The sequence below is a fragment of the Kineococcus rugosus genome, assembly GCF_050871975.1.
Classification (GTDB): Bacteria; Actinomycetota; Actinomycetes; order Actinomycetales; family Kineococcaceae; genus Kineococcus.
In genome coordinates this window covers 156,694-178,851 of the sequence record NZ_JBJLSJ010000002.1, presented here as the reverse complement: position 1 = coordinate 178,851, position 22,158 = coordinate 156,694, and the positions used below count along the sequence as shown (strand labels likewise).

The window sequence follows — 22,158 nt, the reverse complement described above, 5'->3', positions numbered from 1 at the left end:
CCACGGGCTCGACGTCACGGTCATCCCGTGAGCCGCGCTGCGCACGGTCATCGCGCTGTCGTAGACGCCGACGACCTCACGTTCTTGTCGAAGACCGAGCGGCGCCAGAACGACAGCCGCTCAGGAGTGGAGGGCTTCTACGGGCCAAACCTGCAGGAGCCACGTCTCCGGCGGGCTCCCGGGGTTCGGCGGCGTGCTCCAGCCGTTCACCAGGACACGGGTCCTGACCCGCTCGGCAGGCAACTCGATGCCGTCCAGCTGCTCATCGACAGGTAGGAGCTCGCACCACGCCCTGGCCACCCGGCTCGGGTAGCTCCCCTCCACCTCGGCCGACTTCCCCCACCCCTGCGGGTGCCCGGGATCGGAGTCATGAACTTCCACCGTCACGTCGACCGAGCCGGCGTAGTGCCCCGAGATGAGGTAGATGCCCTCATCACCTGTCCTCCCGGCGAAGTCGGACGGGTAGTCGTCGTACCCCCAGCCCTCGGGCTCACTGTCCTGGAGCACCCACAGGCCGCCGAGGGATATCTCCACCACTCCCCGGTAGGTCCTCGCCTGCTTCACGGGGCCACCTCGCGGTGGCAGGTCTCATCGGGGAGGCGGCCTGCAAGACCCGGGCACGCCGTCGACGGGATCGACACAGGCCTCGACGTGAGTGACCTCATCGAACACCAGCACCGGCGGCAACGGCACACCGCTTCTCGATGCAGACGTGGACCTCGCTCACCCGTTGAGGGTGCCAGACCTGGCGATCGCTGGTCCTGACCGGGTGACAACACCGCGGCAGATGACGTCGCGGCCATGGCGCTGTCGTGGACGTCCACTCGCCCCCGAAGACCGCGCCGGCAGGGCCGGACGTTGACGTGCTCCACCGCAGCGCCGAGGCTGCGCGGGTGCTGATCGTGATGTGCGGGCTGCCCGGTGCCGGCAAGAGCGCAGTGGCTCAAGCCCTGGCCCGGGCACTGAGGGCACCGGTCCTGTCCGTGGACCCGATCGAGGCAGCCGTGTGGCGAGCAGGCGTCGAGCGCGAGCAACCCACTGGAGTGGCCGCCTACGCCGTCGCTCAGGCCACCGCAGCCGAGAACCTCCGCCTGGGACTCACGGTGATCGTCGACGCGGTCAACGACGCCCCCGAAGCGCGCAGCGCCTGGATCGACCTGGCCCGCGAACAGGTGGTGCCGCTGCGGTTCATCGAAGTGCTCTGCTCCGACCCCGAGGTGCACCAGCGGCGCCTGCTCCAACGGCGCCGCGACCTACCGGGGTTCCCCGAGCCGACCTGGGAGTCGGTGCAGGAGCGTCGGGCGGCCTTCGCCGACTGGCAGCAGGAGCGCCTGGTCCTCGATTCGCTCCGCCCCTTGCCCGAGCTGACCGCACACGCCCTGGCCCACCTCAGCGTCGATGCGGCTGGGCCTGGCTGACTGCCCCGCTGGTGGTGGGATCGTGCACCGCGACGCAGCGCGCGGTCGTCCCGCGGTGCGGAACGCACGGTCATCCCGCCGTCCGCGAGCTCCACGGTCCCGGAGCCTGCCCTGGGACGAGCGGAGGCTGGCGATCTCCGCCGTCAACGATCACCCTGGTCACATGCCCGAGTTCAGCGGTCCGCCCTACCAGGACTACCTGGCGCCGGAGCTGCGCGCCCAGACCCCCGAAGACCGCGCCCGGCTGCTGCAACACGCCCGCCAGCCCACGACGTACCCGCCACCGCGACCCGGGCACGGCACCGTCTGGGTCATGCCGCCCCACGACGACGACGTCTGGAGCGGTAGCTGGCAAGACGACGGCAACCGCATGAGTGACGTCGATGGGTCCTACCAACTGGTCCGCGACTGGGTCGAGAGCCAGCCGGCGGCGTCCAAGGTCATCTACATCGCCGCGCTCGACCGTCACATCGACGTCGACGACACCGCCTGGGAGCAAGCTCTCGGCCGTGGCGAGGGTCCGACGCCGATCCGCTTCTACCAGTGATCACGGTCCGCTGACCTTCAGGTCATCTCGCCGTCCGGGTGCTCGATGACCTCGCGGTCTTGCCGATCTGCGCGATATCCACGTGACGCGCGAGGCTCCGGCCTGCAAGCCTCTCTGGCGTGCTCAACGACGTGTGGACCGCCCAGGTGGTCCAGGACTACGACGCCGCGTCAGCCGGCATGTACGCCCCCGAGGTCCCGGACCCAGCCGTCGACTTCCTCGCCCACCGCGCCGCCGGACGACCGGCGCTGGAGCTCGCCATCGGTACCGGCCGCGTCGCCCTCCCCCTCAGCGCCCGCAGCATCGCGGTCAGCGGCATCGAGTTCTCGGAGCCGATGGCCGCGCAACTGCGCGCCAAGCTCGGCGCCAAGGACGTCCCGGTGGTCGTCGGGGACATGGCCACAACCACCGTCCCCGGATGCTTCGGGTTGGTCTACCTCGTCTTCAACGCCCTCACCTGTCTGCTCCCCCAGGCCGAACAGGTGCAGTGCTTCCGCAACGCCGCCGCCCACCTGGAGCCCGGCGGCCTGCTCGTGGCTGAAACCTTCGTCCCCAACTGCAGCGCCCACCTCCGGGTGAGACCTCACGCCCCTTCGACGTCAGCCCCGACCACCTGGGCATCGACGTGTACGACCTGGTCAACCAGCGCCTGACGTCCTTCCACCACGACGTCCGCGCCGGTGAAGCTTCCACGTTCCAGTCTCCACACCGCTACGTCTGGCCCGCCGAGATGGACCTCATGGCCCAGATGGCCGAGCTGAGCTCGACTGAACGTTGGGCCGACTGGCACCAACAGCAGTTCACCGCTGACAGCGAGTCCCACGTCTCGGTTTGGCAGAAGCCCCAGCGGTAGTCCTCGTGCAGCGCGGCACTCCGGCCGTGATCGAGGGGCGCTCATGGGCGCTGTGACGTCCGGGTGCGCGATGACCGCGACGTCGCACGCCTGCCCAGAGTCGTTGGCACCACCCCAGTGAATGAGCTACGCCATCTGACGAGGAGATGCCATGCGACTGACCCTGCGCCGGTTCCCGCCGGTTGCGGTCCCGCGCTGCCCACCTGACTGCTGGACCTGCGAGTTCGAAGCGGCGGGACGGCGCCGGACGACCCCGCTCACGGTGGTGCTGGTCGGGCTCGTGCTCACCCGCTCTCGACATCGCCGCCGCACTCGTAGCGACCCCCGCGGCGATGGCGCTCAGCGTTCTGGGCCGTGGCCCCTCTCATCGTGGTGGGAAGAGTCCCTCGAGTGAGGAAGGCCGACGCGTCGAACAAGCAGCTGACGACCATCCCGCAATGCGCGCGGCGCACGGTCATCCCGCCGTCCGCGCCGCCCCGTGACCAGTGGACGATGGCCCCGTGGACGACGACCTCCCGGAACCGAGGCCCCACGTGAACGCCGTTCGCCGGGCCTGGGAGCAGCTGGCCGGGTCATCCGCGCAGTTCTCCGACACCTCCACTCCTCAGGTCGTCGTGACCTCCACCTCCCGCCTGTGCCCACCGGGGTGGTGCGGCCTGGTCACCATCGCCGGCGCCACCATCGCCACCGCACCCGACACCACCCACGCCGACGTCCTGCGACGGGGGCTGGAGGACGTGCTGGTCGGTGGCTCCCCCGGGCTCACCCCGCAGTCGTCATCGATGTTGGCGCGCAGGCTCCCCGTCCGTGACGTCCTCGGCCCCACCGACCTGGCCTACCTCCTTCCCGCACCCGCCAGCGGCACCTTCGACAGCACAGCGGTCCAGGCCGTCTGCGTGCGCGCCTTCGGCGTCGCTGACCCGCTCGTCCAGGAGTTGGTCGCCGCCTGCTCCCCCGATGACGCCGCCGAGGCCGCCATCGACACCCTCACCTCACCCGCCTTCGTCGTCCTGCGCGAGGGCACCGTCCTGGCCGTGGCCGGCTACGAGCAGTGGCCCAGCTCGATCGCCCACCTGTGCGTCCTCACCCACCCCGTCGCACGCGGCGCCGGCCTGGCCCGCGTGGCGGCAGCCGCGGCCACCGAGGACGCCGTGCGCGCTGGCCTGCTGCCGCAGTGGCGAGCCCGTCCAGCAGCCTCGCAACGTGTCGCCCGCGCGCTGGGTTACCAGTCGCTCGGGCACCAGCTGAGCGTTCGGTTGGCGCTGTGAGTCACGTCAGGACCCCGGTCGTCCCGCACTCCGCGCGCGGTCGCGCAGACACCACTCCCCCACCGGATCACCACCCGCAGGACCGGTCCAGAGAGGCCGACGAAGACGGCCTCGGGTGCTGTCGGAAGCGGGTCCGCACCCCCCGGGTCCGGGCCGCCCGCGCCGCCAACCGTGAGCTGCTCCGGCTGTACTGGTCCATCGGCCGCGACATCCTCGACCGCCAGGACCAGGCGGCCTGGGGTGGCAAGGTCATCGACCGCCTCGCCGCTGACCTGCGCGACGCCTTCCCCGACCTGCGGGGCTTCTCCCGCCGCAACCGGCACTACATGCGCTCGGTCGTTGAGGCCTGGCCCACCGAAGCCGACTTCGTGCAGAGTCCGTCTGCACGATTGACGTGGAGCCACGTCACCACGCTGGTCACCCGTCTGGACGATCCGCAGCTGCGGACCTGGTACGCCGTCCAGGCCGTGCGGCAGCACTGGTCCCGCAATGTCCTGGAGCACCGGATCGCCCGCCGGCTCCACGCCCGCGTCGGGGCCGCGCCGTCCAACGTCACCGCCACCTTGCCGCCGCCGGACTCCGACCTGGCCCAGTCCCGACCCGCGCCCCCTACGTCTTCGACCACCTCGGGCTGACCAGCCCGGTCAGCGAACGGCGCCTGGAGCAGGCGCTGATGGACGAGCTGCAGGCCACGCTGACCGCCTTCGGCCACGGCACGGCCTTCGTCGGCCGGCGGCTGCGCTTCACCGTCGACGAGGAGGAACTGATCGTCGACCTGCTGCTGTTCCACCTGACCCGGCTGCGGTACGTCGTGGGAGCTGAAGGTCGCCGCCTTCCAGCCCGCGTTCGTCGGGCAGCTGGACACCTACGTGGCGATGGTCGACGACCTGGTCCGTGACCAGGCGATCCACGCCCCGACCGTCGGGATCCTGCTGGTCGCCGACCGCGACGAGCAGATCGTCCGCTTCGCCTTGTCCGGCAGCTCCACTCCCCTGGCCGTCGCCGACTGCACCGACGATTCCCTGCCGCCGGAGACCCGCGCGGCCTTGCCCGACAGCGACCATCTGCAGGCCCTGCTGAGCCAGACCGTCGACGAACTCACCGACGCCGACGGCCTGGTCGACGATCTGCCCGGCCTCCCTGACCACCCTGACCTCCCTGAGCACGGCAGACCGGACTCCCCTTCCCAGCAAGCACCGCTTCGCCCCCAACGGGCACAGCGGGACCGCTGACGGCGTGCGGGAAGTCGCTTGTGGCAACACCTGGACCGGCCGCGCTCCGAGCCCGGGTCCTGACCGTCCGTACCGGCACGGAGGACGGCTTCGTCCAGCTCGACCCGACGGTTTCAGCGGCGACCCCACCCACGACCTGGAGGAGCGCGCACTGCCGTCCCTGCGCACCGCGCAGGCGCTGCTCGACGACGGGGTTTCGTCGACGCCGTGGTGCGCGCGGTCGCGGCGCCCTGCAGAGGCCCACGAGCAACCGGCAGCGTCTCGCCACGTCGATCTGCGCGACGTCCGGCACCGGCGTCACCACGACGTTGGACGGGCCGGGAACCGTTCGGCACTGTGATCACCGTGACGGGTACCTACCTGGGTGGCGGCGGCAGCGAGCACGACGAAGCAGCGCTGTGGGACGAGGTGTTCACCCCCGGGCAGCGGGTGAGCGTCTGGCCCTTCGCGATGCCCCTGGGCCCGGCCCGGACCGGCAGCGTCCAGTGGCTGGCCGGCGCGCTGCGCGCCCGCGGGGACTTCACCCTCGACCCCTGGGGACTGGACGGCGCCGACACCGACTGCCGCGCCGAACGCCTGCACCGCAGCGACGTGGTGGCCATCCCCGGCGGCAACACCTTCGACCTGCTGCACCACCTGCAGCGGCACGACCTGCTCAGCGCGCTGGACGGCTTCCTGGACCGCGGAGGACGGGTCTACGGCGGCAGCGCCGGCGCGGTCCTGCTCGGGGCGAACATCGCCCTCGCCGAGGTCGAGGACCCTGACGACGCCGGCGTGAGCGACACCCGCGGCCTGGACCGCCTGGCCGGGGCGGTGGTGCGACCGCACTACCAGCCCGCCCAGGACGACGACCTGCAGCAGTGGGCGGAAGCGCACCAGCAGGTGGTGCTCGCCCTGCCCGAACGCAGCGGGGTCGTCGTGACCGGCGCGACGGCGCGCAACGTCGGGCCGGAGGCGGTCCAGGTGTTCAGCCCGAGCGGTCAGCGAGCCCGCCCAGCGGGCACGACCTGGGACCTGCGCGCTTCCCGGGGGCACGGTGCGCCACGCACGGTCCCGGGTTCCGCTCCCCCACCCCACTCGTCGCTCGTGGATCCGCCGAGGTCCCGGTAGGAGGCGACCGGGTACGGCTCCGTCGCCGGACGGACAGCGCAGCGGCCGCGACGCCGGGGAGGGACCGCCCCGCGGACCCGCCTCCCACCCGGACGCGCGGGCGCCCGGGTGGGAGGCGGTGCGCTCGTCAGGCCGGGTCGCCGAAGTCCGGGACGGGCAGCCGCGCCCCGCCCTGCCTGGCCGACTCGTTGGCCACGATCCCCGGCACGGTGAACCGGGCCGCGACCCAGGCGTTGACCGGCGGCTGGACGCGGTCCCGCACCGCCACCACGAAGTCGTCCGCCAGGAAGTGGTGCGCGCCTTCGTGACCGTTGGGCGCCCCTTCGAACTCCTTCGGCAGCCGGCTGCGGTCGTGCACCTTCGCGGTCCCGGAGCGGAAGCTGCTCAGCAGCGCGGGATCGATGTCGGTCAGGTCCTCGGGCACGTCGGAGTGCTCACCGGCCCGCAGCTCGTCGCTGATGTCGAGGGTCTTGCCCTTGCGGTAGTCCTCGCCCTCGGTCTTGACCGTGACGACCGTGCTGGTGACGGACTGCTCCATGACCTGCTCGGTGCCGTAGAAGCGGAACCGCGACTCCGGGCCGCTCCAGTACCCGACCCGGCGGAACTCGTTGGTGCGCATGACCCCGCCGTCGGCGAGCTCGAACAGCGCCGACATGTTGGAGAAGTCGTTGTCCCAGCGCGAGACCGCCTTGTCGAAGACGCCGTCGCCGCGGGTGTCGCTGATGCCCGTGCAGCTGACGCTGACGGCGTGGGTCGGCCAGGCGCCCAGCACGCCGCCGATGGCGTGGGTCGGGTAGAGCATGGGCGGGTAGCTCGCGGTCTCCTTCCAGTCCTGCCCGCCGCTGTAGCGGTAGGCGGCGTAGAACCCGTTGTCCATGTCGTGGACGTAGTCGCCCTCGCCGTAGAACACCCGGCCGAACTCCCCGGCCGCGATGTGCTCGCGGGCCCAGACGGTGGCGGGGTTGTAGTAGCTGGTCTCGCCCATCATGTAGATGAGCCCGGTCTCGCGGACCTTCGCCACGATGGCCTCGACCTCGTCGACGGCGCTCGCCATCGGCACGGCGGAGTAGACGTGCTTGCCGGCGTCCAGCGCCTGGAGCACCAGGGGGCCGTGCGACCAGCGCTGGGTCATGATCGCGACGGCGTCGACGTCGGAGGCCAGGGCGTCCTCGAAGCTGTCGAAGGACCCGGCGAGGCCGTGGGTCTCGACGTGCTGCTGGGCGCGTTCGGGGACGATGTCGGTGACCCACACCTCCTCGACGTCGGGGTGCAGTTGCCACAGGGCGATGAAGCTGCGGGCGAACTGGCCGGTGCCGATGACAGCGATCTTCACGAGGACTCTCCTGCGAGTCGAGGGCGCGAACGGTGGACCACCAGCATGATCCACCTCCGCGCCGTCGGCGACGCGGGGTGCCGCACCCGGCCCGGTGTGGGTCGCCGCGGTGCCGGGGACCACCCCGTGAGGTGGTCCCCGGCCCCGCGGGCCTCGTGGGCCCGGTCAGGACTCGAACGCGGTCGGCAGGTACTCCTCGACGTTGTCGGCCGTCACCACGGGCGCGTAGAGCTGGACGGTGCGGGGCACCTGCACCTCGACGAGGTCGGTCATGGCCTTGTCCTGCAGGATCAGCCGGGCCAGCCGGATGCCGTCGGCGGCCTGGGTGGACGGGTAGACGACGGTGGCCTTGAGCACCGAGTTCCCGGACTGGATGTCGCGCATCACGTTGGCCGACCCGGCGCCCCCGACCATGATGAACTCGTCGCGGCCGGCCTCGGAGATCGCCGCCATGACCCCGACGCCCTGGTCGTCGTCGTGGTTCCACAGGGCGTCGATCCGCGGCGCGGCCTGCAGGAGGTTGGCCGCGGCCGCCTGACCGCCCTGGACGGTGAAGTCCGCGGCGACGCGGTTGTCCACGTCGAGGCCGCAGTCGGACAGGGCGTCGGAGAAGCCCTGGCTGCGGTCCTGCGTCAGGGGCAGGGAGTCGATGCCGGCGATCTCGGCGACGACGGCGCCGGGCTTGTCGCCGACCTGCTCGCAGATGTACGTACCGGCTGAGACGCCCATCCCGTAGTTGTCCCCCAGGACGGTGGTGCGGGCGGCGAACCGGCTGGAGAACTCCCGGTCGACGTTGACGACGGGGATGCCCGCCTCCATGGCCCGGGTGGCGACCTCGGTGAGGGCGGCCCCGTCGTACGGGAGCAGGACGATGGCGTCGACGCCGTCGTTGATGAACTGCTCGACCTGGCTGATCTGCAGGTTGACGTCGTTGGTCCCCTCGGCGACGCGCAGCTCCACGTCCTCGTACCGGTCGGCCTCGGCCTGGGCGGCCTTGGTGATGGCGCCCATCCAGCCGTGGTCGGCGGCCGGGGCGGAGAACCCGATGACGACGGAGTCGCCGGGTTCGTCGTTGGCGCCGGCCGCCGCCGCGGGGGCGGACGGGGTGTCCTCGGGCTCCTCGGGGGTGTTCGACGTGCAGGCCGTCAGCAGGGTGGCGGTGGCCGCGGCGGCGCCGGCGGCGACCAGCCGGCGGCGCAGGCCGGTGCGGTGCGTGGACATGGGAGCTCCTTCGGTTCCTCGGTCCTCACGGGTGGTGCGACGGGACGAGCGGTTCGGGTGGTCTGCCGGGGACGGTCACCGCTCAGGAACTGCGGGAGCGGCCGGCGAGACGCTGCTGCAGCAGCACGGCCGCCACGATGATGGCGCCCTTGGCGATGGCCTGCACCGAGGTGGACAGGTCGTTCTGGACGAACACGTTCGTCAGGGTGGAGAAGATCAGCACCCCGAGCACCGTGCCGACGATGGTGCCCCTCCCCCCGGCCAGCAGGGTTCCCCCGACCACCACCATGGCGATGGCGTCGAGCTCGTACAGCTGGCCGTTCGTCGACGACCCGGCGGTGGTGCGGGCCAGCATCATCACCGCCGCGATGCCCGCCGTGAGCCCGGACAGGGCGTACAGGTAGGTCGTGTGCCGCTGCACCTTGATCCCGGCCAGCCGGGCGGCCTCCGGGTTGCCGCCCACGGCGACGGTGCGGCGGCCGAACGTGGTGCGGTTCAGCAGGAACCACCCGGCCAGCGCGACGAGCGCGAACAACCAGACGAGCACGGGGACGCCGAGGACGTCACCGCGGAACGCGTCGAGGAACGAGCGGACGTTCACCACCTGGGTCCGCCGGTTCGCGATGATCTCCGCGAGGCCGCGGGCGGCGACGAGCATCGCCAGCGTCGCGATGAACGCGACGACCCTCCCGTAGGCGATGAGCACCCCGTTCACCACCCCGCACGCCGTCCCCACCAGCAGCGCCGTGCTCACCATGACCAGCCAGTGGGTTTCCTCGGCCATCGTCTGCGTCGCCAGCGTGGAGGCCCATACCGAGGCCAGCCCCAGCACCGACCCGACGGACAGGTCGATCCCGCCGCCGGTGATGACGAACGTCATGCCGATGGCCAGGACCCCGTACACGGCGGCCAGGCGGAGGATGGTCAGCGCGTTGTCGACGCTGGCGAACCGGTCCCCCGCGGTCGCCACGCCGACGACGCACAGGGCGGCGAGGGCCACGACGAGACCGACGTCGCGTCCCAGGCCACCGCCGGGGACGGCCAGGCGACGCCCCGCCGGAGCACCCGGCGAGGACCCGGTGCGCTGCAGCGGTGCGGGGCGGTCGGGATCGGGGGGTACGCTCCCCGCGGTGGACAGCGGCGGCAGCTGCTCGCTCACGCGGCACTTCCTTCCATGACGAGGTCGAGCACCCGGTGCTCGTCGATCTGGGCGGCCGGTCCGCTGTGCACGACGCGGCCCTCGGCGAGGACCAGGACGTGGTCGGACAGGCCGAGGACCTCCTCGATCTCGCTGGAGACCACGACGACGGCGTTCCCCGCGCGCGACAGGGAGTTCACCAGCGCGTACATCTCGGCGCGGGCCCCCACGTCGACACCCCGCGTGGGTTCGTCCAGCAGCAGGACCCGGCACCCGTGGACGAGCCAGCGGGCCAGCATCGCCTTCTGCTGGTTGCCGCCGGACAGGGTCCGCACGGGCCGGTCCGGGTCGACCGGCCGCAGGTCCAGGGCCTGGATCTGCTCGCGCGCGACCGCGCGCTCGGACCGCTCGTCCAGCACCGGCCCGCGGGCGAACCGCCCGAACGTCGACAGGGTGATGTTGCGGTAGACGGGTTCGTCGAGCAGCAGGCCCTGCGCCTTGCGTTCCTCCGGTGCCAGCCCGATCCCGGCGCGCACGGCCGCCGGGACCGACCCGGGGCGCAGCGGACGGCCGCCGACGAGCACCTGCCCCGCGGTGGCCCGGCGCGCTCCGTAGACGGTTTCCAGGACCTCCGAGCGGCCCGACCCGACCAGCCCCGCCAGGCCCACCACCTCCCCGGCGCGGACCGTGAACGAGACGTCGGAGAACACCCCGCGCAGGGCCAGGTCGCGCACCTCCAGCAGCGGGGCGGCGTCGGCGGGCACCGGTGGCCGGGCGGGGAACGCCCGGTGCACGGTCCGCCCGGTCATGAGCCGGATCAGGTCGGCGGTCCGCGTCCCCGCGACGGGCAGCCCGGCGGCGACGGTGCGGCCGTCCTTCAGGACGGTGATGCGGTCACCGATCTGGCGGATCTCCTCCAGCCGGTGCGAGATGTACAGGACGGCCACGCCGTCGGCGGTCAGCTGCCGGACGACCCGGAACAGGTTGCCGACCTCCTCGGAGTCCAGCACCGCGGAGGGTTCGTCCATGACGATGAGGCGGGCGTCGTGGGACAGCGCCCGCGCCATGCTGACGACCTGCTGGTCGGCGGCGGACAGGGAACCCACCTCGCGGCCGGGTGACAGGCGGCCGTGACCGAGCCGGTCGAGCAGTTCCCGCGTCCTGTGGTGCAGCTCGTGGCGACGGGTGACCCCGCCCCGGGAGAGTTCGTGGCCCAGGAACACGTTCTCGGCCACGGTGAGACCGCCGACCACGTCCAGTTCCTGGTACATCGTGGCGATGCCGCTGCGCAGCGCGTCGACCGGTGACGTGGGGCGCACCTCACGGCCCTGCCACTCCACGGTTCCGCTCGTCGGCCGGTGCGCACCGGCCAGGACCTTGATGAGCGTGGACTTGCCGGCGCCGTTCTGGCCCAGCAGGCAGTGCACCTCCCCCGGGCGTACGTCGAGGTCCACCCCGTCGAGCGCGCGGACGCCGGAGAACTCCTTGACGATGCCCCGGACCGCGAGCAGGGGGGCGGGGGAACCGGGAACCGCAGGATCCCCTGAGCGGTCAGCGTCGACCATGGGAAGGAAACTAGGAGCACCTTCTGCCGGGCGTCAACCAGAAGTCGGTCACGGTTCGGAATCCCGGGTCCCCGGTGCGCCGGCACCGGTGGTTCACCGTCCGCCGTGTCCGGCGACGGCGGGGGCATCGGGAGGAACGAGGCCGACGGCCCCGGTCCCACCCCGCGGTCGCTGCGCGACGGGCGCCCCCGCACCCGGGCCGAACTCGGGCGGCTCACCGGTCAGTCCCGCTCGACCGTCTCCCAGCGCGTCGACCGGCTCGTCGCCGCCCGCCGGGTGTCCCCCGTCGGAGGGGCGGCCTCGACCGGGGGACGACCCGCGTCCGGGTGCCCCTCACCGACGTCGCCGCGATCGTCCTCACCGAGGAGTGCCGTCCGGTGGCGGTCGCGGAGGGGCCGCGGGCGGTGCTCGACCTGGTCGCCGGGGTCGAGGGGCGCGCCGGCTCGTGGCGAGCCCTGGGACGACGGCACGCGAGGTGAACCGTCGCCCTGCGGGAGGGGGTTTCGCGGTCTCGCCGGACTCGTGCTCCCCCGGCGGGCGGGGTGCGGCTGTTCCTCAGGCCGTCGCGCGGGCGGCTTGGACGATCACGTCGACGACCGCGCCGGGGCGGGAGACGGCGACCGCGTGGGAGGCGTCGACCTCGACGATCCGGGACTGGGCTCGCCGGCCCATGAAGACCTGCGCCTCGGGCGGGACGGCGAGGTCCTGGCGCGTGACCAGGGTCCAGGACGGGATCGTGCGCCAGGCCGCGGCGGTGGCCTTCTCGGAGAGGGCTTCGCTGGTGATGGGCCGCTGGGTCGCGACCATCAGTTCGGCGATCTCGGGGGCGACGTCGGCGGCGAAGACCGCCCGGAACCGCTCGGGCTGGATGTAGAGGTCGGTGACCGTGCCGCCGCGCCCGTCGCTGACGGGGACGGGGTCCAGGGCCGGTCCCAGTTCGTTGCCGGGGAACTTCCCGGCCAGCTCGCCGGTGCTCTCGCCCTCCGCCAGCAGGAAGCTGCCCACGTAGACGAGGGCTCGCACGCCGGGGTGCCCGTCGGCGGCCACGCTGACCACCGAGCCGCCGTAGGAGTGGCCGACCACCACCATCGGTCCGCCGACCCGGTCCAGGAGGCTGCGCAGCTGGGCGGCGTCGTCGGCCAGGCCGCGCAGCGGGTTGGCTGCGGCGACGACCGGGTAGCCGTCGACCGTCAGCTGCTCGATCACCCCGTTCCAGCTCGCGGACTCGGCGAAGGCGCCGTGCACGAGCACCACCGTGGGGTGGTCCCCGGTCGTGGCGCTCGTGCGGTCGTCGTCGGTCATCGTCGTCCCTCTCGGTCGGCAGCGGCCGGACGACCGGTGCGGCCGTCCCCTGCGCTGGTGGGTCGACGCTAGGGAGCCCGGTCCCCGCTCCGCGTACGTCGGATGACGGTCCCGCCGACGGTGGTCGGGCCGGTCAGGCGCCGAGCGCGGTCCGCAGGGCCCCGCGCGAGGTGATGCCCAGCTTGGGGAAGACGCGGTGCAGGTGCGTGCCGACCGTCCGGTGCGAGAGGTACAGGCGCGCGCCGATCTCCCGGTTGGTCAGACCGTCCGCGGCCAGTTGCGCGACCAGCAGTTCCTGGGGGCTGAGCTGCTCGCGCGCTTCGGGGGTGCGTGGTCGGCTCTGCTCGCCGGAGGCGCGCAGCTCCTGCCGCGCGCGGTCGCTCCAGGCGGTGGCGCCCAGGGCGTCGAGGGTGTCCCGCGCGGCGCGCAGCGGGGCGCGCGATTCCGCGGCCCGGCGCTGCCGGCGCAGCCAGGCGCCGTGGGCCAGCTGCAGCCGGGCGCGGGCGAAGGGCCAGGGGTTCAGGTCGGTCGTCAGGGCCGCGGCGAAGAGGTGTTCGGCCTCGTCGTCGGCGGCCAGGAGGGCCCGGCCGTGCTGGAGCCCGATGTGCAGTGCCGGGGACGGGGTGCGTGCTGCGACCGTCTCGAGTTCGGCGACGATCGGTTCGACGTCCGCCCGGTGCTCGCTGTGGACGGCGGCTTCGACCAGGTCGGTGACGGCGAAGGTGCGCACCACGGGGTGGTGAGCGGGGTCCGTCGCGGTGAACACGCGGAGGAGGTGGTCCCAGGCGGTGTGGTGCTGCCCGTGGTTGAGCGCGACGGCTCCGCGGGCGACCTGGACGCCGGCCAGGACGGCGCGGGAGTCGACCTGGAGCCCCAGCCGCGCCGCGTCGGCGAGGCGGTCCTCGACGTCGCCGGCGTCGCCGGCGTCGTGAACGCCCTGGGGGCCGCGGACCGCCGAGACCACCGCCTGGACCACCCGGGCGACGGTGCCCATCAGCGGTTGGGCGGAGTCGGCCGCGAGCCGGGCGGCCTCGTCCGCGGCCGTGGCGGCCAGGTCGAAGCGCCCGACGTTGAGCGCGCTCCACGCCTGCACCGCCAGGGCGCGGGCCAGCAGCCCGAGCCGGCCGTCCCCGCGCAGGCCGGTCACCGCCGACGTCAGGAACTGGACGGCGAGGGGGAAGTCCCCGACGACGCTCGCCGCCTCGCCGGCCGCCTGGGCCCGCGCGGTGTCGATCGGGCCGTCGGCCACGGTGCGCAGCCGGTCGAGCAGCACCGCGCCCCGGCTGAACGGCGCCACGTACGAGAGCACCTCGAGCGCGAGCACGTCGTCGAGCCCGAGGGTCTGCTCGACGACCTCCAGCAGGCGGGCGCGCGCCGAGGTGCCCGGTTCGGCCCACCAGCACCGCAGCGCCGCGGCGCGGAGGAACTGCAGCGCCTGGTCGGTTCGGCCGTCGGCGGCTGCTTCGACGGCCGCCTCGGTGAGCATCCGGGTGCCCGTGCGGACGTCGTGGACGCCTTCTTCGAACCCGTCCCGGATGACGGTCATGCGGACCCGTTCCCGTGCGGGCACGTCGAGCGTCGTGGTCTGGCGCAGCAGCCGGTCGACGGCGTCGGGGCGTCCCCGTTCGAACGCGAGCTCGGCGGCACGCAGGTAGCGTCGCGCCCGCTCGGCCGGGTCGGCGGTCAGCCGGGCCGCGCGTTCGATCGCCGCCTGTGCTGCGGCCGCGCCTCCGCGGCGTCGGGCACGGGCGCCGGCCTCCTCCAGCTCGGCGGCCAGGGCGTCGTCGGGGCCGTCGGCGGCGGCGGCCCGGTGCCAGACCTGCCGGTCGGGTTCACGTGAGGTCCGTGCGAGCGCGAGGTGGGCACGCCGGCGTCGGGGTGGGGTGGCCTGCTGGCGGATCGCGTGGCGGGCCAGCGGGTGGCGGAAGGTCAGCGTCCCGCCGTCGACGGCGACCAGTCCGGCCTCGACGGCCGGGAGGAGGGCCTGGGCGGTCACCGGTTCACCGCGCAGGGCGCTCGCGGCGGTCAGGGACTCCCCCGGGGTCTGGTCGTCCTCCAGCGCGGCGACGAGCAGCACGTCCCGGGTGGCGTCGGGCAGCGCGGGGAGCCGGGCCGCGAAGGCGTGCTCCAGCCGGGCGGTCAGGGTCGGGGGGTCGGCGTCGTCGTGCGCGCCGTCCAGGGGCAGTTCCGCCAGCGCGAGGGGGTTGCCCGCGGCCACGTCCAGCAGGCGTGCCCGGGTGGTCGGGTCCAGGTGCGGGGCGCGGCGGACGAGCACCTCCTCGGCGGTGCGCCGGTCCAGGCGCTGCAGGTGCTGCTCCTGCAGCCCCGGACCCGCCAGGACGTCGGGGAAGTCGTCGCGCTGGGCCGCGAGCAGGACCACCGGTTCGGACTCCAGCCGTCGGGCCACGAAGCCGAGGACGTCGGCGCTGGGCCGGTCGAGCCAGTGCGCGTCGTCGACGAGCAGCAGCAGGGGTCGGTCGGTGGCGCTGTCGCTGAGGAGGTTCAGCGCTGCCAGGCCGATCAGGAAGAGTTCGGCGGCGGTGTCGTCGGTCGTGCCGAACGCGGCCATCAGCGCGCGCCGCTGCGGGGCGGGCAGCGCGGGGAGCCGGCCGAACAGCGGCCGCAGGAGCTGGTGGAGGCCGGCGAACGGGAGGGTGGTCTCGGACTCCACGCCGGTCGCGCGCAGCACCCGCAGGCCGCGCTGGGCCGCGTCGTGGCCCGCGAGGTTCAGCAGGGCCGACTTGCCGATCCCGGCCTCGCCCCGGACGAGGACGGCGGCGCCGCGGTGCTGGACGTCACCGGTGAGCCGTTCGAGCGCGGCGAGTTCCGCGTCGCGGCCCACCACGTCGACCGCGGTCCCGTCCGCGCCCCTCAACGCCCACCACCGTTCGGCTGCCGCGAGGCGCGACCACCTCGACGACGGTCAGGGTAGTGCGCGCTCGCGGGGGCGCGGCTGAGGTGGTGGTAGCCGGTGCCGGGGCAGCGCATCCTGGCTGGGCCGACCTGGCAAGCTGCTCCCCGAGGAGGTGGGTGCCGGTGCTGCTGGGAGCCGCCGCTTGGGGCGTCGCGGTGCTGCTGGGTCTGGCTGCCGCCCGCCGGCGCAGCCGGGAGAACGCCGGGCGGTACCTGCCCTTCACCGTCCGCCGCTTCGACCGCGACACCGGCACGGTGGTGACCAGCAGGACCTGGTGGGCGCTGTCCCTGGCCGCGGTTGCGTGCACCGCCGCGGGTGTGTGGTGGGGCGTGGGACGCGTCGCCGGCGGGTACGGCGGTCTGCTGGCGCTGCTGGTGATCTGGGTGCCCGACGTGCTGGGCACGGTGGTGCACAACCGTCGCCTCACCTCGTCCGTGGATGCCGATCTGAGGGAGTTGTAGGCGACCCGGTGCGCGCCCGCTCACGACGCGGCGGGCGTCTGCCTGGCCCTGGGCGGCCGTGGTCGACCACCACCGGGTGGCACCCCACCGCCGGATCACCTCCCGGGGGCGCACCACGGGTGGGTCAGGTCCGCGGCCCGCGGCATCGGCGTGGGTTCCTCACCCCACCACGACAGGCGCAGCTCCTGCAGCAGCCCGTCGGCGGTGGTGAGGGTGACCACCCCGCCCTGCCCCGGAGCGGTGAAGTCGGCGGCCGCCGGGTGGGCGTCCAGGACGCTCGCGCGCGGGGCGTGGGCGTCGGTGACGAGCAAGGCGGTGGTGCCGCACCCGCACGGGCACCCCGGTGCGGCCAGCACGTCGGCCTCGTCCGCGCTCAAGGGGCGGGCGGCACCGGGGTCGTCCACGCGGCCACGCCAGGTCGCCGGCCCCGAGGAGCGCACTGGAGTCGTGGCGACCCCGGCGACGGTGCGCGGCGGGGACACCCGCCGAGCGCGGGGCGTCCTCGACAGCCCCGCCACGTCCAGCCCGGGGACGGGTACCCGTGGCCGGGCGCGGCGGCTCGGGTGCGGCGGCACCGCCTGCACCAGCAGCCTGACGCCCGCCGTCGACGAGGACCGGCGGCCGTGCACCTGCCGGTCGTCCCGCGATCGGAGGGTTCCGGTCAAGCCCTGGGTCATGCCCGGGTCATGCCCGGGTCACGCCCCGGGGCTCGGCCACGACCAGGTGCGCAGGTCACCGGGGGCTGCGTGCCCACGCGAGGAGCCGTTCGCGGTTCTCGGCCAGCTCCCGGCGTCCGGGGGCGGTCCAGCCGGTGCGCGTCGTGGCCTCGACGCTGACCATCGACCCGTCGCGGACCAGCACCAGCACCGCCTCCCCCACGGTCAGCGGCCCGCCCCGGGGCGCGCCCGTCCGGACGTCCTCGACGTCCGCCCGCCGGATGCGCCGCGTCCTCAGGGCGTTGCGCACCACCAGTTCCTCACCGTGCGTGCGAGCGCGCAGCAGCAGCAACCGGCTGAACAGGACGATCCCCACGGCCGCCATCGGCACGGTGACCAGCGCTCCGGCGTCGCCGTCGCGCAGTCCACGCACCGCGAGGGAGCCCAGGAGGCTGAGCCAGGCGGTGGCGAACACGACGGTGTAGATCCGTGCCCACCGCGGGGCGCGCACGTCCAGGTCGTCGGTGGGGGCCGGGGACTGGCGCTTCGACGTCGTCGACATGCCTCGGATCCTCGTGCTCCGTGGCGGCGTCGCCCACCTGGAGGGCGTGAACCACCCGATCGCAGGGCCGGTGTGGCGGTCCGCAGCCCGGTGGGCACCCACCGTCCTCAGCAGGCCGGCGCCGGTCTCCCGGTCGCTGCGCGGGGTCCGCAGCGCCGGGCTGCGCGCCGGAATCGGGCGGGCCCCCGCACCTGCGCTCCACGGGCGGCGGGGGTCTCAGGCGACGGCTGTGCGCATCAGCCGTCGCGCGGCCTCGCCGATGACGGCGCTGTAGGTGGGGTAGGCGAACTCGACGCGCGCCAGGGTCGCGACGTCGATCCCGGCGGCCATCGCCGTCGTCACGGCCTGCACGATCTCGACGGCCTCCTCCCCCACGGCGTGGGCGCCCAGCAGGACGTCGCGCCGCCGGTCGGCGATGAGCTTGAGGAACCCGCGCGTGCGGTCGTCGATGACGGCGCGTTCCACCGCCGCGAACGGCACGGTCGCCACGAGGCACTGCGGGTCCCGCGCCCGTGCCTCGTCCTCGGTGAGTCCCACCCCGGCGTAGTCGGGGTCGGTGAACCCTCCCGACGGCAGCAGCAGGTGGGGGGTGCGGCGGGTCGCGCCGAGGACGGCGTTGGTGGCGGCGGCCTCGGCCTCGGCGTGGGCGGCCTGCACGAGCATCGACTGCCCGTTGGCGTCGCCCGCGGCGAACACGTGGGGGGCTGAGGTGCGCAGGTGCTCGTCGACGGCGATGGCGGAGCGGGAGACCTCGATCCCGGCGGCTTCCAGGCCCAGCCCGTCCAGCGCCGCGGGCCAGCCGACGCTCATCACGACGGCGTCGAACGCCTCCTCGCGCCGCGCGCCGTCCTGCGACCAGGTCAGGTCGATGGCCCCGTCGGCGCGCCGGTGCAGGGAGTGCACGGCGTCGATGCCCGTCGCCACCCGGACGCCTTGTTCCTCGAACGCCCGCCGCACGGCGTGCGAGACGTCGGCGTCCGCCGTCGGCAGGACCCGCGGGGCGAGGTCCAGCAGCTGCACCTCGCTGCCCAGGGCGCCGAAGACGGTCACGAGCTGCGCGCCGGTGTTGCCCGCGCCCACGACGGCCAGGCGCCGGGGCACGGAGGGCAGGTCCAGGACGGTCTCGGGGTAGGTCGCGAGGTCGGCCCCGGGCAGCGGCAGCCGCCGGGAGCGTCCACCGACGCACAGCACGACGCTCTCGCCGCGCACCCGCCGCCCGGTCGCGGCGAGTTCGAGCACGTGCGGGTCGACGAAGCGCGCGCGGCCCTCGAGCACCAGGTCGACGCCGAGGTCGGCCAGCCGTCGCGGGTCCGCCTTCGCGGCCTGGACCCGTTCGACGGTGGCGCGCACGCGGGCGACGGTCGCGGGCCAGTCCACGCTCTGCTGCGGCACCGCGATGCCGTACTCCGCGGCGGTGCGGACCTCGCGGACGAGCCGGGCCGTCTTGGCCAGCACCCGGGTGGGCACGCAGCCGGTGTTCACGCAGGTCCCCCCGGTGCGGGAACCTTCCAGCAGCGCCGTCCGGGCGCCGAGCTCGGCGGCGCGGACCGCGGCCGAGACCCCGGCCGGGCCGGCGCCGACGACCACGACGTCGTAGGAGTCGACCGCGGTGGCGCGCACCGGGGACGGGGAGGTCGAGACGGCGGTGGGCGTCGGGGAACTCACCCGCACACCGTCCCGCGGTGCCTGCGGGCCCGCCACCTCGCCCGTTGTGACGGTGGCCACGCGGTCCGTCCCCGCCGCCGACCGCACGGGGTACCCGGCGGTCTGGCCCGGCGGTCTGGCCCACCGGCCGTGGCCGTCGGCAAGCTGACCGGGTGCCTCCCCGCGCGTCCACCACGACCCCGGCCGAACGGGCCGTCGCCCACGTCGGCCGGCGCGCCCCCGGCGGCCCCCTCGACCCCGCCTGGGCGATCACCGTGCACTTCCACCCCGACCGCCTCGTCCGCGGTCCCGGGGCGGGCACCCGCACCCGTGGCGCGGTACCGGTCCTGCGGGCCATGAGCGCCGACGGGCGCTACCGCTCGCAGTTCGAGACCGGCACCGGCAACGGCGGGCTGAGCGCCCACCCCGGCGGGGACCGCTGGAGGTGGGAGTCGCGCCTGTTCGCCGGCGCCTACGACACCGCACCGCCGGCGTCCCGCCCGGTCTACGGTTCCCTGAACCACCGGCAGCACGCCGTCGGCGGCTCACCCCGCTTCGGTTCGGCGCACCTGCGCCTGCACGCCCACGTCCTGCCCCGCGCCACCTTCTGCTACCCCGACAGCGCCGAGGAACCGGTCGACGTCGCCACCGCCGCCCGCTTCGACCTGCTGCGGGTGCGGCGGGAGCGGCCCGACACCGGCACCCGCGACCTGCTCGACGACTACGTGGAAGCCCACGTCCACGGCGGTCTGCGGTTCGAGCGCGACGTGGAGGCCCTCGTGCTGGACCCCAGCCACCGCGGCACCGACGTCGAGGACGACGCCGACCGGTTCGGCCGGCGCTTCGGGGTCGCCGTGCAGTGGCACCCCGGGTTCAGGACCACCGCGCGGGCCGTCGCCCGCCACCCCGGGTACCGCGGCCCGGTCGTCGTGGCCGCGGCGGCCCGCCTCGCCGCCGGCACCGCCGGCGGTGTCCTGACCCCGTGGGTCGTCGGCGCCGCGGCCCGCGCCGGTGGTGAGGACGAGCAGGTCCTCAAGCGGGTCTGGCACTGCCTGGCCCGTTTCGGGTGGCCGTCGCGGTGACGGGCCCGCCCCCGCGGCCTGCACCGCACGCGGTTCCCCTCCCTCCGCGTGCGGGGTTCCACCGGCTCGCCGCCTGCGGTCGCGGAGGCGTTGCGGGGCGGCCGGTTCAGCTCGCGGCGCGGGTGATGAGCTGGACGACCGCGCCCGGGTGCGAGACGGCCACGGAGTGCGAGGCCCCCTCGACCGTCACGGTGGCCCGGGAACCGGCGCGCTGGGCCATGGACCGCTGGGACCGCAACGGGATGTTGCGGTCGGCGCCGGCCAGCAGGAACCAGGAGGGGACGTCGGCCCAGGCGGGCCTGCCGGACGCCTCCTCGAGGGCGGTGTCGCGCACGGGGCGCTGGGTGGCGGCCATGAGCGCGGCCCGGGGCGCGGGGACGTCGGCGGCGAACTGCCGGTGGAACAGCGCGGGCCGGATGTACAGGTCCTGCGACCCGTCGGGCAGCGGGACCGGCGCCAGCGTCTGACCGAGCGTGCTGCCGGGGTGCTGCGCCGCGAGCTGGGCCGCGGACTCGCCCTGCGCCGGGGCGAACGCGGCGACGTACACCAGCGCCCGGACCTGCCCCGGGCGCGCCGCCACGTTGGTGATGACGGCGCCGCCGTAGGAGTGCCCGACCAGCACCACGGGACCGTCGAGGGTGGCCAGCCGCGCCTGGAGGGCGTCGGCGTCGGAGCGGACCCCGCGCAGCGGGTTGGCCACCGCGAGGGCCGGGTAGCCGCTGCGGTGCAACCGTTCCAGGACCGGACCCCAGCTGGAGCCGTCGGCGAACGCGCCGTGGACCAGGACGATCGTGGGTCTGCGCCCCGAGGGGGACGCGGGTGCGGGGACGGGCGCGGCCACCGCGCTCGGCGCGCCGAGCGCGCTGAACCCGGTGAACCCGGTGAACCCGGCGACCGCGGCGAGCGCGCCGGCGCCGACGGCCGCGCGGCGCGTGGGGTGGGTTTCGTGCACGGCGCGCCTCAGCTCGCGAGGAAGTCGAGCAGGGCGGCGTTGACCTCGGCCGCGTGGGTGAGCAGCAGGCCGTGCGGGGCGCCGTCGATCTCGACGTAGCGCGCCCCGGGCAGGCGGCGGCGGAACTCGCGGGCGGTGGCGTCGATCGGCAGGATCCGGTCGGCGGTGCCGTGCAGGATCAGCGACGGCACGTCGAGGCGTTCGACGTCGGCGCGGAAGTCGGTCAGCCACGCCGGGACGCACCGGTACGCCGCCACCGGCGCCGAGCCGATCGCGGTGATCCAGCTGGCCCGCAGGGCGGCCTCGCTGAGGCGGGTCCCCAGGTTCTCGTCGGTGTTGAAGAAGTCCACGAAGAAGTTCTCGTACCAGGCGAAGCGGTCGGCCTCGGCCTGCGCGGCGATGCCGTCGAACACCGTCTGCGGGACGCCGGCGGGGTTGTCGTCGGTCTGCAGCAGGAACGGTTGCAGCGCGGCGAGGAACGCGGCCTTCGCCACGCGCTGGGAACCGTAGGTGCACAGGTAGCGGGCGACCTCGCCCGAGCCCATGGAGAAGCCCACGAGGACGGCGTCGCGCAGGTCGAGCGCGGTCAGGACCTGGTTCAGGTCGGCGGCGAAGGTGTCGTAGTCGTAGCCCGTCATGGTCCGGCCCGAGCGGCCGAAACCGCGGCGGTCGTAGGTGATGACGCGGTAGCCGGCCTCGACCAGCGCGGTGGTCTGCTTCTCCCAGGACTGCCCGTCCAGCGGGTAGCCGTGGATGAGGACGACCGGCTGGCCCGAGCCGTGGTCCTCGTAGTGCAGTTCGACGGTGGTCGGGCCCTCGGCGCGCGCAGCGCCCTGGGTGTCGACGGCGCTGACGGTGCCGACGGTGATGGTTCCCACGGTGTGCCTTCCCGTCCCCTCC

Annotated in this window: 24 protein-coding genes; 12 read left to right on the top strand and 12 right to left on the bottom strand. The window is 74.2% G+C overall.

All coding sequences use genetic code 11. The features are described from left to right. Positions 1-120: 120 nt before the first annotated feature. Positions 121-564, bottom strand: a complete 444-nt coding sequence (locus ACRYM6_RS01900; RefSeq protein ID WP_432540722.1) for a hypothetical protein — start codon at positions 562-564, stop codon at positions 121-123. Positions 565-893: 329 nt separating this feature from the next. Here ACRYM6_RS01900 and ACRYM6_RS01895 point away from each other — a divergent pair, with 329 nt between their 5' ends. The 9 genes from ACRYM6_RS01895 (at position 894) to ACRYM6_RS01855 (ending at position 6,428) form a co-directional block, all read left to right on the top strand. Next, entirely contained in the window at positions 894-1,418 is a 525-nt protein-coding gene (locus ACRYM6_RS01895; protein ID WP_432540721.1) for an AAA family ATPase, read from the top strand. 163 nt (positions 1,419-1,581) lie between these two features. Beyond that, complete coding sequence (locus ACRYM6_RS01890; RefSeq protein ID WP_432540720.1) at positions 1,582-1,965, top strand: hypothetical protein; 384 nt, start codon at positions 1,582-1,584, stop codon at positions 1,963-1,965. Between the two features lie 119 nt (positions 1,966-2,084). Next, positions 2,085-2,618: a class I SAM-dependent DNA methyltransferase gene (locus ACRYM6_RS01885; RefSeq protein ID WP_432540719.1), complete on the top strand. Its 534-nt coding sequence runs from the start codon at positions 2,085-2,087 to the stop codon at positions 2,616-2,618. After that, positions 2,591-2,818 (top strand): hypothetical protein, encoded by a 228-nt coding sequence (locus ACRYM6_RS01880; protein ID WP_432540718.1) that lies wholly within the window; start codon positions 2,591-2,593, stop codon positions 2,816-2,818. Before ACRYM6_RS01885 ends, ACRYM6_RS01880 begins: the two co-directional genes overlap by 28 nt. A gap of 533 nt (positions 2,819-3,351) precedes the next feature. Then, positions 3,352-4,086: a GNAT family N-acetyltransferase gene (locus tag ACRYM6_RS01875; protein WP_432540717.1), complete on the top strand. Its 735-nt coding sequence runs from the start codon at positions 3,352-3,354 to the stop codon at positions 4,084-4,086. Beyond that, positions 4,083-4,721 carry a DUF1016 N-terminal domain-containing protein gene (locus ACRYM6_RS01870; protein WP_432540716.1) on the top strand — a complete coding sequence of 213 codons (639 nt, stop codon included), beginning with the start codon at positions 4,083-4,085 and terminating at the stop codon, positions 4,719-4,721. Before ACRYM6_RS01875 ends, ACRYM6_RS01870 begins: the two co-directional genes overlap by 4 nt. Beyond that, a complete protein-coding gene (locus ACRYM6_RS01865; protein WP_432540786.1) occupies positions 4,718-4,984 on the top strand; it encodes a PDDEXK nuclease domain-containing protein in 267 nt (88 codons plus the stop codon). The genes ACRYM6_RS01870 and ACRYM6_RS01865 overlap by 4 nt, the downstream gene beginning before the upstream one ends. Further along, positions 4,962-5,318, top strand: a complete 357-nt coding sequence (locus ACRYM6_RS01860) for a hypothetical protein (RefSeq protein WP_432540784.1) — start codon at positions 4,962-4,964, stop codon at positions 5,316-5,318. The genes ACRYM6_RS01865 and ACRYM6_RS01860 overlap by 23 nt, the downstream gene beginning before the upstream one ends. A gap of 345 nt (positions 5,319-5,663) precedes the next feature. After that, entirely contained in the window at positions 5,664-6,428 is a 765-nt protein-coding gene (locus ACRYM6_RS01855) for a Type 1 glutamine amidotransferase-like domain-containing protein (protein WP_432540715.1), read from the top strand. A gap of 127 nt (positions 6,429-6,555) precedes the next feature. Here the strand turns inward: ACRYM6_RS01855 and ACRYM6_RS01850 are convergent, their stop codons facing one another. From ACRYM6_RS01850 to ACRYM6_RS01835, 4 genes are all read right to left on the bottom strand, one after another. After that, positions 6,556-7,761, bottom strand: a complete 1,206-nt coding sequence (locus tag ACRYM6_RS01850; RefSeq protein ID WP_432540714.1) for a Gfo/Idh/MocA family protein — start codon at positions 7,759-7,761, stop codon at positions 6,556-6,558. A gap of 165 nt (positions 7,762-7,926) precedes the next feature. Next, positions 7,927-8,982, bottom strand: a complete 1,056-nt coding sequence (locus ACRYM6_RS01845; RefSeq protein WP_432540713.1) for a substrate-binding domain-containing protein — start codon at positions 8,980-8,982, stop codon at positions 7,927-7,929. An 82-nt stretch (positions 8,983-9,064) separates the two neighbouring features. Continuing rightward, on the bottom strand, positions 9,065-10,141 hold the full coding sequence (locus ACRYM6_RS01840; RefSeq protein ID WP_432540712.1) for an ABC transporter permease: 1,077 nt from the start codon (positions 10,139-10,141) through the stop codon (positions 9,065-9,067). Beyond that, positions 10,138-11,685 carry a sugar ABC transporter ATP-binding protein gene (locus ACRYM6_RS01835; protein WP_432540710.1) on the bottom strand — a complete coding sequence of 516 codons (1,548 nt, stop codon included), beginning with the start codon at positions 11,683-11,685 and terminating at the stop codon, positions 10,138-10,140. The genes ACRYM6_RS01840 and ACRYM6_RS01835 overlap by 4 nt, the downstream gene beginning before the upstream one ends. Positions 11,686-12,011: 326 nt before the next feature. Between ACRYM6_RS01835 and ACRYM6_RS01830 the strand changes: the two genes are divergently transcribed. Further along, positions 12,012-12,164, top strand: a complete 153-nt coding sequence (locus ACRYM6_RS01830) for a hypothetical protein (RefSeq protein ID WP_432540708.1) — start codon at positions 12,012-12,014, stop codon at positions 12,162-12,164. A gap of 76 nt (positions 12,165-12,240) precedes the next feature. Here the strand turns inward: ACRYM6_RS01830 and ACRYM6_RS01825 are convergent, their stop codons facing one another. Next, entirely contained in the window at positions 12,241-12,987 is a 747-nt protein-coding gene (locus ACRYM6_RS01825; protein WP_432540707.1) for an alpha/beta fold hydrolase, read from the bottom strand. 133 nt (positions 12,988-13,120) lie between these two features. Continuing rightward, entirely contained in the window at positions 13,121-15,862 is a 2,742-nt protein-coding gene (locus tag ACRYM6_RS01820; protein ID WP_432540706.1) for an ATP-binding protein, read from the bottom strand. 155 nt (positions 15,863-16,017) lie between these two features. Between ACRYM6_RS01820 and ACRYM6_RS01815 the strand changes: the two genes are divergently transcribed. After that, positions 16,018-16,362, top strand: a complete 345-nt coding sequence (locus ACRYM6_RS01815) for a hypothetical protein (protein ID WP_432540704.1) — start codon at positions 16,018-16,020, stop codon at positions 16,360-16,362. A 95-nt stretch (positions 16,363-16,457) separates the two neighbouring features. Here ACRYM6_RS01815 and ACRYM6_RS01810 read toward each other — a convergent pair whose 3' ends face one another. The 3 genes from ACRYM6_RS01810 to ACRYM6_RS01800 all read right to left on the bottom strand — a co-directional run bounded on the left by ACRYM6_RS01810 (position 16,458) and on the right by ACRYM6_RS01800 (position 19,245). Further along, a complete protein-coding gene (locus ACRYM6_RS01810; protein WP_432540703.1) occupies positions 16,458-16,766 on the bottom strand; it encodes a hypothetical protein in 309 nt (102 codons plus the stop codon). 328 nt (positions 16,767-17,094) lie between these two features. After that, the gene (locus ACRYM6_RS01805) at positions 17,095-17,580 is read right to left on the bottom strand and encodes a hypothetical protein (RefSeq protein WP_432540702.1); all 486 of its coding nucleotides are present in this window, start codon (positions 17,578-17,580) and stop codon (positions 17,095-17,097) included. Between the two features lie 216 nt (positions 17,581-17,796). Continuing rightward, the gene (locus ACRYM6_RS01800) at positions 17,797-19,245 is read right to left on the bottom strand and encodes a dihydrolipoyl dehydrogenase family protein (RefSeq protein WP_432540701.1); all 1,449 of its coding nucleotides are present in this window, start codon (positions 19,243-19,245) and stop codon (positions 17,797-17,799) included. A 152-nt stretch (positions 19,246-19,397) separates the two neighbouring features. Here ACRYM6_RS01800 and ACRYM6_RS01795 point away from each other — a divergent pair, with 152 nt between their 5' ends. After that, a complete protein-coding gene (locus ACRYM6_RS01795; protein WP_432540700.1) occupies positions 19,398-20,306 on the top strand; it encodes a DUF3626 domain-containing protein in 909 nt (302 codons plus the stop codon). 106 nt (positions 20,307-20,412) lie between these two features. Here ACRYM6_RS01795 and ACRYM6_RS01790 read toward each other — a convergent pair whose 3' ends face one another. Continuing rightward, complete coding sequence (locus tag ACRYM6_RS01790) at positions 20,413-21,258, bottom strand: alpha/beta fold hydrolase (protein WP_432540699.1); 846 nt, start codon at positions 21,256-21,258, stop codon at positions 20,413-20,415. An 8-nt stretch (positions 21,259-21,266) separates the two neighbouring features. Next, positions 21,267-22,055 carry an alpha/beta fold hydrolase gene (locus ACRYM6_RS01785; RefSeq protein WP_432540783.1) on the bottom strand — a complete coding sequence of 263 codons (789 nt, stop codon included), beginning with the start codon at positions 22,053-22,055 and terminating at the stop codon, positions 21,267-21,269. Between the last annotated feature and the right edge of the window lie 103 nt (positions 22,056-22,158).